Consider the following 15,298-nt stretch of genomic DNA (forward strand, 5'->3'; position numbering starts at 1 on the left):
GGTGGACGGCAACCGTCTCTGACGATCGTGGCCATCGAAGGGCGTGTTTGTGAAGGGGTGAGGAAGCAGCCAGGAAACTTTGAAACGCTAAGCGGCGGGCGGGCACGAGGCGGGTCGACTCCACGCAGCCTCGCCGGCCGCCTGTTCAGGGTATGCGGGGTACGCGGTCAGCTGTTGAACGACTGGGCGCCCAACTCCCAGCGGCGCAGGTCGACCGGGGACTGCTGGGCGCGCATCGCCGCGATGTTCTCCCGGAGGTGGCGCAGATGCAGGGAGAATGCTTGTGGGTTCGCCCCGCCCCACCGGTCGAAGATCGCCTCGGCCTCGGCGTTGTACTGGAACGCCTCGGTGCGACGGTTCAGCTGCCAGAGGTATCCGCTCAGGTTCGCCAGTACGGCGGCCAGGTCGAGTTCGAACGCGACCATGTTGGCCCGGACGAGGTTATGGAAGATCCCTACCGACTCCTCGGCAGCGGTGACTGCGGCGTTCATCTGCCCCAACTCGGCGTGGCGCAGGCTGACAGTGTTCAGGGTGAGCGCCAGTTCGGGCCGGTACACCGACGGCTCTTCGTCGGTGAGCCGGCGCCAGATCCGCTCCGCGTCACGGACGGTCGCCAGCGCCTCCGTGCCCCGGCCCAGGTGTGCCTCGATCACCGCCAGGTTGGTGAGCGCCCCGGCCAGGCCCCGCTCACCCCGGGCCGACCGGGAACCACCGGTGAACAACTCGACCGCCCGTCGACCCGCCACCTCGGCTTTCTCGTGGGACCCGACGTTCGACAATCGGAGAGCGAGATTGTCCAGCGCCTCCGCGAGTGCCCACCGGAACGACCCGGCACTGTCGCCTCGGCCCTGGGCGAGCGGAGTGAGCAGCTCCACGGCCCGCTCCGCACTAGCCAGCGCCGCAGGATAACGGTTCACGGCGGCGAGTCGGTGAGCCCTCAGGTGCAAAGCCAAGGCGAGCAGCGCGAACGTCTCCGGCGACGCGGCGGTGGTCACCGCGGCCTCGCCGGCCGCGACGGCCAGGTCGGTCTGCTCCAATGCCGCTTCGCGGTCCCCGGCATTGGCCAACCGGCGCCCGTACGCGATGTGCAGGCGAGCCCGCTCGACCGGGTCCGGGTTTCGGGCGAGGCGGTCCGCGGCGAGGCGGGCCACCACCTCGCGCGCCACGTTGTCGAAGTCGACGTGGCGCCGGGGTGGCAGGAAGGGTTCGATCCGTGCCAGAAGCTCGACGTCCACGTCCGGCAGGTCGATGATCTTCGCGAGGACCGCCCCGCCTGCGGCGGTGGCGAGCGCCGGCTCGTCACGTAGGGCCGGCAGGAGCACCGCGGCGGCCACATGCGCCCAGCCGGCCGCAACCTCGGCGAGCACCGTGAGCGCGCCAGCCCGGACACGAGCCGCCTGCGCGGTGGGCATGCCCGCACCGCGCAGCAGCGCGCGGACGACGCCGACCGCCCACGGCTTCGGAGCGTGCGACGACCATCCGTGACCGGGAATTGCCAGCGCCAGGTACGCCTCCCCGAGCCGGTCGGGCTGTAACGGCTCCAACACCCACCCGGCATTCCGGGGCGGATAGCAGGTCGAGTGGTCGGCCAGGAGTTGGGCCACCCTGCCCGGTTCGCTGCCCACACCGGCGCAGCCCACGACCGCCTGGCCCAGGTAGTACGGGACGGGACCGGCCAGCATCGCGACGAGAACCACGCGATCGAGTTGCTCGATTCCGCCGGTGACGGCGTTGCCGGCCAGCAACTGCCGCCAGTGCCCGACCTCCCGGTCGAGCAGGTATCCGTACATGTCCACCAACGTGGACGGCACCCGCAGGGTCCGATCGTGGCTGACCGCCACGGCGACCAGCGCGGCCAGCTGGAGACTCAGTGCCGATCCGTACGCCGGGTCGGCCAGATCCGGTACGCGCACCGCGTCGATTCGGGAATGGGAGACGAGTGCGGCGAAGCGGGCGGCGGCGGTGCGGAAGAGCCGTTCCCTCGTGTCCGTGTTGGGTGCCAACGGGGCCAGCTGGAACTCACCGACCGCCACCCCCAGGGTGGCACGCAGCCAGTACCGCAACGCCTGCCACCAGTACCCCACGGCCCGAGCCAGTACCAACACCCGGACCGGGCCGCCGCGGTGTAGTCGAGGGTCGGTGAACAGGGCTCGCAGGTCGGTGGCGGGCCACCAGTCGCCGTAGTCGACGAGCACCAGGAGCCCGGCGGCGGCCCGGCGCTGATCGCCCGTGACAACGCGATCCGGCTCACCGGGATCAAGGTATGCCCGCAGCACCTCCCAGCCGGCCTTGCGGGCGGTATCCGCGAACTGGTCAGCGAGGCGCGTCTTACCCTGGCCGCCCGGCGCGTGGATCAGCTGGACCGCGCGGTCCGGCCGGTCGCGTGTGGCGGTCAGCCACTCCCCCAATGACCGCTGCTCCTCGTCGCGGCCGAGGAACGGGACCACCCGGTGCCGCGCGTCGAGCAGCTCGGCCAAGCGCAGGGTCTCCGCCGCGCGTGGTGTCCCGCCGGCCAGGGCGGTCAGTCGATAGCGCGGCATCCCGAGGGTGACGTCGCCGTCGACGAACCCGGAGATGGCGATGCTGCCCGGGGCGTCCGCCCAGGCGTCGCCGGTGTTGGAGAGGGTGTACCCGGCCGGGGTGGGTACGTCGGAGTGGTCCCGGTTCATCAGGGACGGCGAACGATTCCGGTGATGGCCTGTCCACCGTCGCCGGCCGTGGCGTCCCCGGTGCGGGAAACCTCCATCGGCGTGGTGTCGCCGGCCGGGGCATCGATGCCCGAGTTGGCGTACCCGGCGCCCCGCGCCCGGGAGACGGGGGCGACGCGGGCGCGGACTCCGGACAGGACCGCCGGGAGAGCGGCCCACAGAGCCACCCCGACCCCGGCGAGCCCCGCCAACGCGGACACCCCAGTGGCGATCCTGTCGGCCGAGTCCCACCGCAGGACAATGAGGGCGGTAGCCAATACGGCGACCAGCAACCCGGTGATCAACAGCACGACGTGACGGCTCGGCTTCATATGGTCATCGTGACGTGCTCGTCAAGCGATGGGCCACCGAAGAGCCCTGGTTGAGGCCGTGGCTGTCAGGCCCGGCGGGAGCAGGCCGAGTCGAAGCGTCCGGAGCAGGGCGGCAGACTGGCTCCAGCGCCTCGGCGGAGGTCGGCCCGAACCAGCCTGAAAGCAGTCCGATGGTCTGATCAGCGGTATGTCGTCCTCCGCCTAATCCGCAGCGAGCAGCGCCAGCCCGCTGGTGGCTGAGCATCGATACGGAGACGACTCGGATCACCGTCGCATCTCATTTTCTGTGATTAGAAGTAGCTCCTCGGCGACAGTCTTCAGAGCCTCGGGTGCGGCGGCTGCGAGGATGCGGGCGGGCACAAGCACCAGATCTTTTTGTAGCTCCGGCGGTCTTGAATCAAGAGGTGACAGGACCGGCTGCCAGACCGGCGACCAGTCGGTGACCCGCAGGGCGGAGGCGACCGCCGCTCGGCGCTCGGCGGGGTCCTGAGCAAGCTCGGCCACCGCCCAGACTCGCTTGTGGAGGCTGCGAATCCTGGCGGCGAGGTCGGCGGCCTTACCGCGTTCACCCAGGCGAACCATTGCGCCGATGAGTATGACGAGCGCGGCGTCGTGCAAGAGGTCGATATCCTTGCCCTGGGCCGCCTCGCGGGCCAGCCGGAGCGCCCGTCGTGGATCCCCGTTCGCGGCGGCAGCGTCTGCCAACTGGGCCAGGAAAATCCACGCGAAGCCATCATCAATGGCTCTGGCGGCCTGCTCTGCTCGATCGAAGTCACCGGTCAGCACCACAGCAATGACGTTGGGGCCGGTCATCATCGCGACCGGGTTCTCTATGCGACGGGCGACCTCCGTCGCGTGCGCCCGGCTGGCCGGAGCGAGCGCCACCGCCAGATGTGTTCGCGCGACATCAGCGTCGAGGCGATCGTCAACCTCGACGGCGAACCGTTCCAGGCGCTGAGCCATCTCCCACGCCAGGTCGACTTCCCCGCATACGGTTAAGGCCGCCAGTACCGGAGCCATGGCTGCCGCCCGCACCGACGGATGGGTGATCGAGGACGCCTTCTCTTCCGCCCGGTTCGCCAACTCGAGTGCTCGACCGCTCTCCCCCAGCCGGCCGTAGAGTCCGATGGCCGATGCCAGGCCCGAGACTGCGTAGAATTCATCCCCCTGCGCACCGGAAACCTCGACGGATTCATCGATGAGCGCCCGAGCCGTCGGTACGTCGCCAACCCGCAACGCCACGTCGGCGACGGCGCCGAGCGCGTCGAGACGGAAACCTGGCTCAGCGATGGACATCGCCGCCGCTTTCGCTTGCGCCAAGGCGGTATCGGCGGCCGTGTCGACCACCGCGGTCAGCGCCCAGGCGCGCACGTACGGCTCGGTGATCTGCTGAGCGGCCCGCCGGGCCAGTTCGGGCTCGCCGATTGCCCGCAACGGCTGTACGAGGGCGGCCAACTCGCGATCCATGCCGATCTCCGCCACAGTGGCCTGCTCGGCACGCTCCGCGTACTCGCCGGCGCGGTCCAGATCCCCGGTCGCGGCGACGGCTTTGGCCAGTTCCGCCCATGCGTAAGCCCGGTAGAAGGTCGGCTCGCCCGCGGTTATGATCTCCTCAATCCGATCGACGAGGCGGGCGGACTGTTCCTGCTCTCCGGTCGCGAACAAAACGGTGACCAGGGGCGCCATCGCGAAGCCGTGCTGGCCGGACCCTTCGAGCATCGCGGCCTGGTCACGGGCTTGCGCAGCGAATTCCTGTGCCCGGATTCGGTCGCCGCTCCTCGCGAGGGCGTGAGCGATCCCGACCAGGGCGTACGTGCGCCACCGCGGCTGGTCTATTGATGCCGCTATCTCCTGCGCCCCAGCGACATCCCCAGCTGTCGCCAGCGGCCCGGCAAGAGCCCATGCATCGTGATCGTCACGTTTGCAGGATAGGAACATGTGCCGTACCCGTTCCTTGTCTCCGCAGAGCGCGTACACCTCCATCAGGCCGGCCATCGCCTCCACGCCCTCGGCGGTCTCTTCGGCCTGCAGCGCCAACTGCCGCGCCCGGTCCACTTCACCGCTGACAGCCAGAGCTCTCGCCATCCCCGTGAGGGCGTAGCTACGCCAGCGCGGCACGGTGACGGCGTCCGTGATCCGCGCTGCCTTCTCCGTCTGACCGTTAGCGGCGACCGCTCGTGCGACGCCCGCGAGCGCCCACGCCCGGCGATCCGGGTCCGGCATCGACCGCGCGAGGGTCTCCGCCCGCCCGGGCTGACCGAGCCGGGCCCAGACGTGCGGCAGATTGACCCTGATGCTCTCTGCTCGTTTGGTGATGCGAAGGCGGTGCACTGCCACACGTCCCAGACTCACGAGGTCGCCAGGGGCCCCGCTCTGAAGCATCTCTTGAACGGCGCCTATCTCACTTAGCGCGGCGAAATCCCCCCCGCTGATGGTAAACAAGCGGTCGTACCGCGTCTGGTCGGTAGTGATGGCTAGCATTCTGGGCAGTGCGCCGACCTCGTGCAGCAGACGGCCGTAACCACGAAGCAGATACTCCGGGGTTTCCGCCGGCCAGTTGCGGGTGCGGTAGCTGTCCGCCCACTCGTGCAACCGCTTCCGGTGCTCCCGCAACACGGCTTCCCCGAGACGGTTGACCGCCTCCACCTGAATCTCTTCGTGTCCGAGCAGATACACCTCGGGGTGAGCATCGGGTCGCCAATCAGCCGGCCGCTTGGCGAAACTGCGGCCCGTGACAGTGCGAAGGTGCTCCTCGACGATGAACACCGGTGTATGCGTGAGCTCGGCGAGGTCGGGGCCGCTGAGACCACCTCCGGCCGCTGTGACCAGGCCGAGCAGGTCCCGCTCCAGGTCCGACCCGAGCAGTAGCCGCCTGATCTCCAGGCGCATGTCCGTTTGAATCGCCGTCGCATGCGGTGAGGTGGCTAGGGCCCGCACAACCGACGCCCGCCGAAGGGGATGCGCCGCTGGCACATCAGCAGGTATCGGTGGGTTCGGACGGCCGGCGACGATCACGCGGACGCCGTCGGGTAGATCCTGCGGCAGCAACGCCGCGATGCTGTAGGCGTCCGGACCTGCCATCACCCCGCGATCCTCGTCGAGCCCGTCCACCACGAGGACAAGACGCTCACCCAAGTCGGCGCAGAACCGGGCAGTGCGTGCCAGACGATCACGGAACTCGACCTCGCCCGAAGCATCGGTGAACATTGGCATCGGCTCGTCAAGGATCTCCGAAAGCTGGGCCAGCACGAACTCCAGAAACGCCGATCGATCGGCGTGGCCTTTGAGCCGCGCGGTAATGAAGAACGAGACGATGCGTACGCCCGGCGGTGGGTTCAGCACGAACCACGACAGCATGGCCGTCTTGCCTGACCAGGCCGATGCCTGCCACCACACGTAGGGTTCGCCATCCGGCACGGTGCAGAAGTGCCTGAGCTCGTCCAGTTCGGTCCCCCGCCCCTGCAAGGACGTCGGCGCTATCTGGGTGACCACACTGTCGCGGTACAGCGACCGGCACGGCGTCTGCGGTTGCACGTAAATGTCGCCACAGTGCACACCGGAAATGGCAACGCCACCCGGGCTGGCGGTGGCCGCCCCAGTCTGCGAGGCGGCAATCCGTCGTGGCATCGATGATGCTCGCTCTCGTGGATCAGAGGGCGGCGCCGCTAGTTGCCTGTCCGCCGTCGGACGCCTCGGCCGCCCAGTCCCTTCGATGTCGACGTGCCGCTCGAACAGCGATTGACCACGCCGCACCGACAGACCGCTGATCACCTCCCAGATGATCGCGCTACCGCCGGCCCCGCCGTAGGCCGAACGGAAGTTCCGGGTGTCGGGCCGCAGCGCGGCCCAGATCGCGATGCCGAGCGCAGCGACCAAAGCCAGTGCCGAGACCGCCGGCCGAGCTTTCCCAAACTGCTGTCGTCAACGAGCCAGAACACCAGACGGCGGCACCGCAACTGCGGCACACGTCCCAAAGATGGCCATGCTCGATCGCATCATAGCAGTCAATCTCTCAGACGGATCAACGATCGGCCCGCCGCCTGCCGCAGACCGGCGCCTACCTCGGGTGCCCGCGAGCACCTTACTAGGCTGGCCCGAGCCAATCTCCGAGTTGCGCCCCGTGCTCGCGCCGCGCCCGGGCACGAGGAGCGGGGTGTGGTCGTACGTCAAGATCACGGCCTACTGATGGCTTGACGACCACACCCTTACCGAAGGACTCAGACCTAGACGCGAGATCGTGGACCTGACATCCGCAACTCGGCCTGCATAAGAGTCATTCCCCTGTCCATGTCGATCACCCCGGAGAGACCGACCATCCAGGGCCGAGGGCGGCCCCGAATGGCCGTCGTTGCTCGTTTAACTGGCGGTGTTACCAGGTCACGTGGTTGGACTCGATGCCGTTGGCCCTGACCCAGTGGTCGGGGTGGTCACCGGAGTAGCACTGGGTGGCGGTGGCGACGTTGCCGCCGCCGTCGGTACGCAGCGAGAGCGCGTAGAACCCGCCCGGGTCCACCGAGTCGTGACAGGTGACCGTCACAGTGGCGTTCGGGTTGAACCCGCTGATCGTGATCGCGTACCGGTAGCCAGATGGCGCGGCCGGGCCGCGGGCGAGCGTGACGGTGGCGGGCTTCGCCGGCGCCTCGCCGCCACCAATGGGGGGTGCGGCTGCCGTCGTCTGAGTGCCGCCCGTGGTGGTCGAGCCACAGCTGACCGGCGCGTTGCGGCCCTTCGCCCAAGCCCAGCAGCCGCTGCCGTACGCGTCGAAGGTGCGCGAGTAGCCGGCTAGGGTCGCGGAGTGCCGTGGCCCACGCAGGCCGACACACCACGGCCCAGCCTTCGAGCAGTTGCGTTCGAGGACCTCGCCCACGACGTAGAACGAGTGGGCGTTGTTCGGCGGGTTGTTGGGCAGCAGCAGCCGGTAGCTCACCGCGTACTGGTTGCCGGCGATCAGCTTGTCCGGCCGGAAGGCGCCGAAGTCGAGTCCGGTGATGCCCGCACGGTCGCTGACGGTCGTGTCGAGGTAGAACCTCGCGGCGGCCGGCAGGCTGGTCTGCTCGCCCCAGATTTTCCGGTCGAATTGCGTGCCGTAGGTGATGTTCTGCTCGTACGCCCAATCGACGACCCCGGCCTGGAAGCACTCGAGGGCCGCCTGCGAGTTCCACTTGAAGGTGGAGGTGAGCAGGTAGTCGTTGCGGTCGGAGTTCTGGGTGCTTCGCCGCAGGAACTTCAGCGAGATCGTGCCCGAGTCGGGCTGCGACCCCGCCATGGTGCAGGTCTGTTGGGCTGCGGCGGCCAGCTGGATCGGCGCCGGCCTTCCCCCACCGGACGGAGCCGCCGCGCCGACGGCCACCGCAGCGACTGCGGCGCCGGTCAAGGCGAGAAGCAACTTGTAGCGCATGGAACACTCCCTCTCATCGACTACCCGATTCCAGGCTGGCGTCGGCGCTCGGCCGGCGTCCACGCCTTCGAGGATGGTCGGACACCCTTGGACAGCCTGGATGCCCTCGAGACTGGCCGTGCCGGCTAGTCGCAGGGCGGGGCGAACGGCAACTCGGGCAGGTACTGCGACCATTCGTCCTGCGTGATGGCCACCCCGGTGGTGGCGCAGACCCAGGAGGCCGCCGTGGCTGGATCGGTCGCCCACAACCGCACCGTGCGGCCCTCCCCCGCAGCTGCGATCAGCCCGGTCGTCGGGTCGATCGCCACGGTCAGGACTGCCCGGTCGGGACCGGTGAGGGTCGCCAGATGTTCGGGTCGGGTCGGATCAGTCAGGTCCCACAGCCAGATCGTGCCGTCCGTGCTGCCAGTCGCCAGCAGGCGGCTGTTGGGGCGGAAAGCCATCGTGTACAGGTAACCGACCGACCCGGTGAGCGGTGCACCGACCAGCGACGGTCGGCGCGGGTCGACGACGTTCCAAAGCCGGACCATGCCGTCGGTGTCACCGGCGGCGACAAGTTTCCCGTCCGGGCTAAACGCCACCGACAGCGCGGACGATGGCAGGCCGCTCAACGTCGCCAGGAGGACCGGGTCCTGCTTGTTCTCAATGTTCCATAGGTAGACGTTGTTGTTGACGCTCGCGGCCGCGACGAGCTTCCCGTCCGGGCTAAACGCAGCCTGGTAGATCAGTCCCTGCTCTGGGCTGCGGAGTGTGGCCTCCACCTCTGCTTCCCCATCTGTGCCGAGACCGACGATCCGGACTGTGCCGTCGTCGCAGCTCGCCGCCAGAAATCGGCCGTCGGCACTGACCGAGATCGCCTCGATGAGATCGTCGGCGATCCGCAACGGCGGCAGCGGTCGGGCGTTCGCGGCGTCGCTGATGTTCCAGCGCACGAGCGTTCCGTCGATCGTGCCTGAGGCGATCGTCGCACCGTCCGGGGTGATCACCCCGGATCCCGAGAGTCTCGCTTGTCCGGTCGAATTCGTGAGTGGCGGACCTTGCGGGCGCGGTCGGTGCGGGTTGACCGCGCTCCAGACGCGGAGACTGTTGTCGGCCGCCCCGGCGGCGATGCCCAGCTTCACGCCGTTGGCTGTGAAGCTCAACGCGAAGACAGAGTCCTCTGCTCCGCTGATGATCGGTCCAGGAACCGACCAGGTCCGCACAATGCCGTCGGAGGCGAGGGTGACGACGCGGCCGTCCGGCGTGAACACGGCAGTAATGAGCGGGCTCGGGTGCGGCAGGAGACCGGCGGACCGGCCCGTCCTGGCATCGAAGGTCCACAGCATTCGGTCGGAGCTGGCGGCCGTCACCACAGCTCCGTCGGGGCTAAAACTGACGTAGTTGACCCAGCTCAGTGGCCCTTCGAGTGGCGCTCCGACGACTTCGGGCCGGGTGGGGTCACGGACATTCCACCGGTGGACGTTGTGTTCGGCGCCGGTGCCCGCCAGGAGATTTGTGCTGTCCGGGCTGAAGGCGAGCGAGAAGATCTGGCTGTTGGCCTCGGTGAGGGTGGACAGCTGAGCCGCTGTCGAGTGATTGGTGATGTCCCAGCGGTAGACGTTGGTGTCGACGCCGCCAGCGGCCATGGTTCGTCCGTCAGGCGACACCGCAATGGCCTTGATCGGTTTCGAGCCGGCACCGGCCATCGGCGTTGCGGTCGCGGACCCAACAGCCATGACGGTGATTCCCGAGTCGCTGCCGACGAACGCGCGCTGCCCGACCTCGTCCCAGGCCAGCGCGGTGGCCGGTTTCGCCATCTGGCCCAGGGTGGTCGGCGGCCTCGAGAGGTCGACGAGATCCCACAACAGCACCGCGCCCTTGCCGTCGGCCCCGGCCATGTGCCGGCCGTCCGAGCTGAAGACCAGCTTGATCAGCGGCTGGGTGCTGCCGGCGACGGTTCCGTCAGGGCGTGGTGTCCCGTCCGCCGCCAAGGTCCACAACTGGACAGCCCCGTCGTCGGTCCCGGCCGCGATCTGGCCTGTCGGGCTGACCGCGAGCGACCTGGTCTTGCCGCCGGCCAGCCGTAGGCGGGTGCCCACCGGGCTGGAGGTGGCGTTGAGCAGACTGGACCGGGCTTCGGGGGTCTCGGCGGTCTGAAAGGCGGTCAGGGACAACTGCAGTGCGAGTGCCGGATCCTGTTCGCGCAACCGGTCCGCTCGGTCGGCGATCAGCCGTGACAGTGCCTGCGCCTGGGCTACAGCGGCGATCTGCTGCTGCCGGGCGGCCGCCACGCGCTGGTGCCGGGCCACGAGCGCCACGCTGGCGGCGATCACTGCGAATACGACGGCAAGAGTGATGAGCTGGTACCGGCGACGGGTGTGACGTCTGGCCAGCTGATCCTCTGCGGCCTGCTGTTCGACGCTGTCGTCGAGAAACTGCCGTTCGAGTCGGCTGAGGTCGCGGTCGCGCCCGTGTTCTTGCACCCACCCACGGGTCGTTTGGAGCACTTCGCCGCGCAGCAGCCCGTCCGTGGACCGCCCGCTGTCAGCCCAGTGTGTGGCTGCTGTTCGCAGCCGCTGATGCTGGCGTTGCCAACCCTGGTCGCCGTCAAGCCACTCTTTCAGCCGCGGCCACGCCGGCAGGAGGGCTTCGTGGGCAATCTCGACGTGATCCTCGTCAGCGGTGAGCAGTCTGGCATCGATGAAAAGGTCGAGCACCTCGTACTGCTCATCCTCATCTGCGTCGTGACCGTGCGAGTCTCGGTCGAGGATCTCCGCCCACGGAACCCGTCGGCGTGTGTAGATCTGTTCGTCACTGCACTGGGCGAGCCGCAGGAAGATCCGCCGGGCCCTCTCCTTCCGCTCGGTCGTGCCGAGTGCGAGGTACGTATCCTCGGCCGTTTTTGTCACGGCCCCGTCGATACCGCCGCTGGCCCGGTAGTGGTCCACCGTCAGCGTCCTACTGTTCGCGATCTGCCAGGTCATGAGCAGGGCGTGGGAGAGGAGCGGAAGGCTGCCGGCTTCGTGGGCCGCATCCTTGGCTGTTCTGGAACGGACGGGCGTCAGGTCGCGAAGGATCAAGTCAACGAGCCCTGACTGGAGAGTAAAACCCCTGCGCGTGGCTGGTTCGGTGACCGCCTGCCGTACTTCGGTGTCCGACATCGGTCCGACCACGACTTGGGACCGTTGCAGTGCGCCACGGAGCACCGGAAATGTTAGTGCCCTCGTGTAGAAGTCACTGCGTAGCGCCAGTACCACCACCGTGCCAGCGGAACCGTCGCCTGTGGCACCGGACCTTGCGGTGTCGGTGAGGGCGCACAAGAACCCGTTCTGCGCGTCCGGGTCTTTGCACGCGACGAAGAGCTGTTCGGCCTGGTCGATGATGATTACCGAGGGCTGCTGACCATTGCTGGCGGACGAGCGTCGGTCTGCGAGCTCCTTCAGGCCAGCCGTGAGTTGTGCGAGGGGCTTCTCACCGGGGACCATCCCGAACACCGGGCTCAGGTCGTTGACGCCAACTAGCGCGGGTGCCAGGCCTGCCCACAGCAGCGAGGTCTTTCCGGAGCCGGACGGGCCGACGACGACGGTCACCTGCCCAGCGCCGGCACTGTCCCGGACCCGCGTGACCAGCTCTTCCACCAAGGCGGTCCGACCGGCGAACAGGTCCGCGTCCGTCGGTCGGTACGGCCGCAGACCCCGATAGGGTGCGGGGCTGTCGTATGGTCGCGGCCCGGGCACGGAACGGACCCGTTCCAGGGCCTCGAGCCAGGCGTTTACATCGGTCGCCGCCACCCCCAGCCGCTGCAACATGACGCGGAGCGCCGGGGTGAACGCTGGCTGAGGGAGGTGCTCGCCACTGAACCATGTGCTCAACGTGGCGTTTGCCGGCACGGGCGATACATCTGACTTGACCAACTCTCTGACCAGACCGCGTCGAGACCACCGCGACCTCGCCAGCAGACGACCGAGTTCGGTAGCGAACTCCTGCTGAGTTGTGATGTGACGCGGATCGGCCGGCGCCTCTGGAACCGGGACGTCGGTCATCAGGCCCCTTCCCGGTGCCCCAGACGATGACATGGCGAGAGTGGCGCACATGGGCGACTGCACTAGATCGTGGATCAGCTGCCCGATGTCCGGCTATCACTGAATCGGGTGCCGATACTACCTGTAGTTCTATGGCGATCACGGATCGCGACATGTCAGCGCCAGCACCTGGGGCCGGCGGCTGCTGCTTAGCCGCCGGCCCCAGGCGAACCTTGTCTGGTCAGACGAAGATGATCGAGGCGGTGCGGGCGCTGCCCCACGGGCACTGGACGTCGACGTGGCCGTCCCCAGTGATGACGGACGATGTAGCCGATGCGCCCCAGGTGCAGGACACCTTCAACTGCCACTTGCTTGAGCCCATTCCGCGACAGTCACCCCACCCGTAGATGCCACCCCACGTGCCGGCGTTACAGCTCGGCGCAGCCATCGCCGCCGAAGGTGTCAACGCAACGGCCGCCACCGGGGCGGCGCCGAGCAGGGTGACGGCGAGGGCGGTCCTAACCCAAGTCCGCATACTCTTCATGGTCGTCATCCGATCTCTGTGGGCCCGGGTGTCGGGCCGGCGGATTCATGACAGAGCCTTGTCGCGAGCTGGGGCAAGCGTTCCGAGATTGCTTGGACAGCCTCGTAGACGGCGAGCAGGCTGGTTGGACAGTGTTGGACGACGCTTGCCCTTTTCATCCGGACGCTGCGGTGCTGGCGAATTCATGCGAGGTCGGGCGGCAGGCCACGACCGTGTCCGAGCGGGACCGCCGCGGTCTGCGGCGGGCAGGCGCCACCCCTTCAGGGAGGTGTCTCGGGATGTCATGACGGTGCACGGCCACGCGTTGCGGGCCCCAGCCCGTCCGGCCTTGCTGACACGGGGGCGAGTTCCCTCGCTTTGACGGAGCGCCAGCAAGGGCCATGAGTGGGCAGCTGCCGAACTGGCCGCCGAGCTGCTCGTTCCGCAAGCCGCAGCGTACAAGGCGGTCAACAAACGCTTGGTCGACACGCTGCGATGACCCCCGCACCGACGCAGCTGCGTGTCCTCACGCTCCCGGATGCCGTGATTGACGCCCGCGGCCCGTCACCATGACGCGCCCGGGCGCGCGCCAAGCGCTTGGGAAGATCTTCTTCTCAGGTCAATCGGTCGGGACCGCCGGATTCGAACCGGCTACCCCTTGTTACCAACCGTAGCCGTCTCAACCTTGTCGATGCTTGTCAAGAACGGGCTTTGCCCTGCACAGAGACGATCAAACGGTGGTGGCTTTCTTGTCTCTGATCGTCAACCTCAGGCGGGGGTTTTCGGGGGTAAACGGGGCCGGCACAGGACGGCGCGGGGTCCCACCGGTGCCCCCGCTTCCGCACCATCGGGGACGTTCCGTCACCGAAAGAACAGCGTGCGCCTACCCGTCGCGACTCGCCTACCGCAGGCAAGGGGTTCGTGTCGATTGATCGACACAGGTTGACACCCAGCGCGGATGCAGCTTATCGGCACCATTCCGCTCAGCTAACCTCGCCTTACTCTGACGGGTCCCGAGCCAGCCGCCCGGGACCCGTCATGGCACGTAAACCCCGTCGGCCGGACGCGCCTCAGCGACCCGATCACCTGCGTGCTCATGCCGAAGAGGGTCGACGTGGCGCGCCATTTCCGCTTCGCGCTGCTGGATCCATACGCAGGGGTGTTCGACCGGTAAAGATTTAAGGAGGTAGCGGCTTCCGGCCGTACGCAGCCGCGCAGCGACAGAGCTGTTTGAGCCCTTCGGTCGCTGAGTCGATGACTGTGACCAGGCCGATGATGTCAGCGATGCCCTTCCCCTCGTAACGTGGAGGCCGGAACTTGAGGGATAGAGGTTCATGGCTGAGACGAGACGCCGGTTCGATCCGGAATTCCGCGCGGGCGCGGTCCGGATCGTGCGGGAGACCGGGAAGTCGATCGCGCAGGTAGCGCGTGATCTGGGGATCAACAGCGGCACCCTGGCTAACTGGGTGCAGCAGGATCGTGCCGCTCGTGGCGAAGCCGCTGCCGGGCAGCTGGCCGAAGACGAGCGGGCCGAGCTGGCGCGGTTGCGGCGGGAGAACGCCGAGCTGGCGATGGAGCGTGATGTCCTCAAGCGATCCGTGGTCCTGTGGGTCAAGGAAGCGACGGGCCGGTGAGCGTGGCCGCCTTCATCGCTTCCCAGAGGACCGAGCACGACGTGCCGCACGCGGTGGCCTGCCGGGCCCTGGGGGTGTCCGAGTCGTGGTTCTACAAGTGGCGGGATCGCCGGCCGACACCTCGCCAGGACCGCCGGACCAAGCTGACGGACGCGGTCCGGCGCGTCTTCGACGCCTCAGGCGGCACCTACGGCAGCCCACGCATCGGCGACGAGTTACGCGAGCAGGGCTGGCGGGTGTCGGACAACACGATCGCCCAGCTCATGGCCGATCTGGGCCTCGTCGCCAGAGCGAAACGACGCCGGCGTGGGCTGACCCGACAGGGCAAACGGCCAGCCGCCCCGGACCTGGTCAAGCGCCAGTTCACCGCGCCCGCGCCGGACGTGGCCTGGTGCGGCGACATGACTGAGATCGTCACGCAGGAGGGCAAGCTCTACCTCGCCACCGTCATCGACCTGTACTCCCGGCACATCCTCGGCTACGCCATGGGCGACCGGCACGACGCCGGCCTGGTCGTCGCCGCGTTGAACATGGCTGCGGTCACCCGCGGCGGCGACGTCGCCGGAGTGATCTTCCACAGCGACAGGGGCAGCGAAGGCGAATTCAACTGATCGTCGCAACACCTTGATCACGGAGGTTTGCGATGGGGCGCGGGAAGAGGCAGATGCGTGCGGTGCCGGCTGGTGCGCGGCGACAGTGGGCGTCGGATCGGGCGTTGCGGCC

The 15,298-nt window shown here is 68.2% G+C and carries 8 protein-coding genes; 2 read left to right on the top strand and 6 right to left on the bottom strand.

The features are described from left to right. Window positions 1-167: 167 nt before the first annotated feature. From DLJ59_RS06280 to DLJ59_RS06305, 6 genes are all read right to left on the bottom strand, one after another. Window positions 168-2,669 (bottom strand): tetratricopeptide repeat protein, encoded by a 2,502-nt coding sequence (locus tag DLJ59_RS06280; protein ID WP_124771556.1) that lies wholly within the window; start codon window positions 2,667-2,669, stop codon window positions 168-170. After that, complete coding sequence (locus tag DLJ59_RS06285; protein WP_124771557.1) at window positions 2,669-3,019, bottom strand: hypothetical protein; 351 nt, start codon at window positions 3,017-3,019, stop codon at window positions 2,669-2,671. Before DLJ59_RS06285 ends, DLJ59_RS06280 begins: the two co-directional genes overlap by 1 nt. Window positions 3,020-3,283: 264 nt before the next feature. Beyond that, window positions 3,284-6,895 (bottom strand): P-loop NTPase family protein, encoded by a 3,612-nt coding sequence (locus DLJ59_RS06290; RefSeq protein WP_124771558.1) that lies wholly within the window; start codon window positions 6,893-6,895, stop codon window positions 3,284-3,286. Window positions 6,896-7,388: 493 nt separating this feature from the next. Continuing rightward, window positions 7,389-8,417, bottom strand: coding sequence for a hypothetical protein (locus DLJ59_RS06295; RefSeq protein WP_124771559.1), 1,029 nt, complete (start codon window positions 8,415-8,417; stop codon window positions 7,389-7,391). A 125-nt stretch (window positions 8,418-8,542) separates the two neighbouring features. After that, window positions 8,543-12,439: an nSTAND1 domain-containing NTPase gene (locus tag DLJ59_RS06300; RefSeq protein ID WP_124771560.1), complete on the bottom strand. Its 3,897-nt coding sequence runs from the start codon at window positions 12,437-12,439 to the stop codon at window positions 8,543-8,545. Between the two features lie 220 nt (window positions 12,440-12,659). Then, complete coding sequence (locus DLJ59_RS06305) at window positions 12,660-12,953, bottom strand: hypothetical protein (protein WP_124771561.1); 294 nt, start codon at window positions 12,951-12,953, stop codon at window positions 12,660-12,662. A gap of 1,322 nt (window positions 12,954-14,275) precedes the next feature. On the opposite strand from DLJ59_RS06305, the gene DLJ59_RS06310 reads away from it, so the two are divergent. Both DLJ59_RS06310 and DLJ59_RS06315 read left to right on the top strand, forming a co-directional pair. Beyond that, complete coding sequence (locus DLJ59_RS06310) at window positions 14,276-14,575, top strand: IS3 family transposase (RefSeq protein ID WP_018829231.1); 300 nt, start codon at window positions 14,276-14,278, stop codon at window positions 14,573-14,575. Further along, complete coding sequence (locus tag DLJ59_RS06315; RefSeq protein WP_158630791.1) at window positions 14,572-15,186, top strand: IS3 family transposase; 615 nt, start codon at window positions 14,572-14,574, stop codon at window positions 15,184-15,186. The genes DLJ59_RS06310 and DLJ59_RS06315 overlap by 4 nt, the downstream gene beginning before the upstream one ends. Window positions 15,187-15,298: the final 112 nt, after the last annotated feature.

Source organism: Micromonospora inaquosa (assembly GCF_003857055.1).
GTDB classification, from domain to species: domain Bacteria; phylum Actinomycetota; class Actinomycetes; order Mycobacteriales; family Micromonosporaceae; genus Micromonospora; species Micromonospora inaquosa.

Excerpts from the sequence above, each read along its gene's own strand:
- DLJ59_RS06305 (WP_124771561.1), bottom strand. The coding sequence starts at position 12,953 with ATGCGGACTTGGGTTAGGACCGCCCTCGCCGTCACCCTGCTCGGCGCC.
- DLJ59_RS06295 (WP_124771559.1), bottom strand. The coding sequence starts at position 8,417 with ATGCGCTACAAGTTGCTTCTCGCCTTGACCGGCGCCGCAGTCGCTGCG.
- DLJ59_RS06280 (WP_124771556.1), bottom strand. The coding sequence starts at position 2,669 with ATGAACCGGGACCACTCCGACGTACCCACCCCGGCCGGGTACACCCTC.
- DLJ59_RS06285 (WP_124771557.1), bottom strand. The coding sequence starts at position 3,019 with ATGAAGCCGAGCCGTCACGTCGTGCTGTTGATCACCGGGTTGCTGGTC.
- DLJ59_RS06310 (WP_018829231.1), top strand. The coding sequence starts at position 14,276 with ATGGCTGAGACGAGACGCCGGTTCGATCCGGAATTCCGCGCGGGCGCG.
- DLJ59_RS06300 (WP_124771560.1), bottom strand. The coding sequence starts at position 12,439 with ATGACCGACGTCCCGGTTCCAGAGGCGCCGGCCGATCCGCGTCACATC.